The organism is Limnohabitans planktonicus II-D5, assembly GCF_001270065.2.
Classification (GTDB): domain Bacteria; phylum Pseudomonadota; class Gammaproteobacteria; order Burkholderiales; family Burkholderiaceae_C; genus Limnohabitans_A; species Limnohabitans_A planktonicus.
In genome coordinates, this window is the sequence record NZ_LFYT02000120.1 from 1 (window position 1) to 860 (window position 860).

Annotated in this window: 2 tRNA genes and 1 rRNA gene; all 3 read right to left on the reverse strand. The window is 47.4% G+C overall.

The annotated features are described in order from the left end of the window. Nucleotides 1-189, reverse strand: a 23S ribosomal RNA gene (locus H663_RS41045); the annotation flags it as partial. A gap of 431 nt (nt 190-620) precedes the next feature. Then, nucleotides 621-696 (reverse strand) — tRNA-Ala (locus H663_RS41050). A 45-nt stretch (nt 697-741) separates the two neighbouring features. Further along, nucleotides 742-818: transfer RNA gene (locus tag H663_RS41055), tRNA-Ile, on the reverse strand. Nucleotides 819-860 lie beyond the last annotated feature (42 nt).

Consider the following 860-nt stretch of genomic DNA (forward strand, 5'->3'; position numbering starts at 1 on the left):
TCAGTTCACCCGGTTCGCCTCGCATGACTATGTATTCATCATGCGATACCCCTAAGGGTGGGTTTCCCCATTCAGAAATCTCCGGATCAATGCTTATTTGCCAGCTCCCCGAAGCTTATCGCAGGCTTTCACGTCTTTCGTCGCCTATCATTGCCAAGGCATCCACCACATGCTCTTATTCACTTGACCCTATAACTTTGAACTCTCTTATCGAGAACCCATCGTTATTTTCAAGGAATGTCTGTCAGGTCTTTCACCTGACGCGTTATGCCGTAAATGAATAATTCCTCAACACCGGATGTTTCCATCCAATATCAATAGAACAATTCGTCTTTACTTGAATTTCAAACGTCGTTTGAATATTCGTTTTGACGCAATCAAAAAATTGTCACCAGGGGCACGGTCCGCACTAAACCTTTACGAATGTGCGGTTTCCCCTGGCAACTCTGATTCGACTCTATGAATTTTTAAAGAACAGCCGTGTGTCTTGCGACACTTGTTAATCGATCAATATCAATCAACACAAAAGCAGCCTTTGCAATCTCTTGCCAAGCAACTTTTGTTTTGAATGAAGATTTATCCAGGCCACTGCAAGGCCCGCTCAACATGTCGATAAGTGATGGTGGAGGATGACGGGATCGAACCGACGACCCCCTGCTTGCAAAGCAGGTGCTCTCCCAGCTGAGCTAATCCCCCGTTGTCTTACCCTTGGCACCTTTGAGCACCTGTCTTCAGAAGGATTGGTGGGTCTGGTTGGTCTCGAACCAACGACCCCTGCGTTATCAACACAGTGCTCTAACCAACTGAGCTACAGACCCAAGCCGGTCACCAATGACCAGGCATCAGCCAAGCCGTCAGCG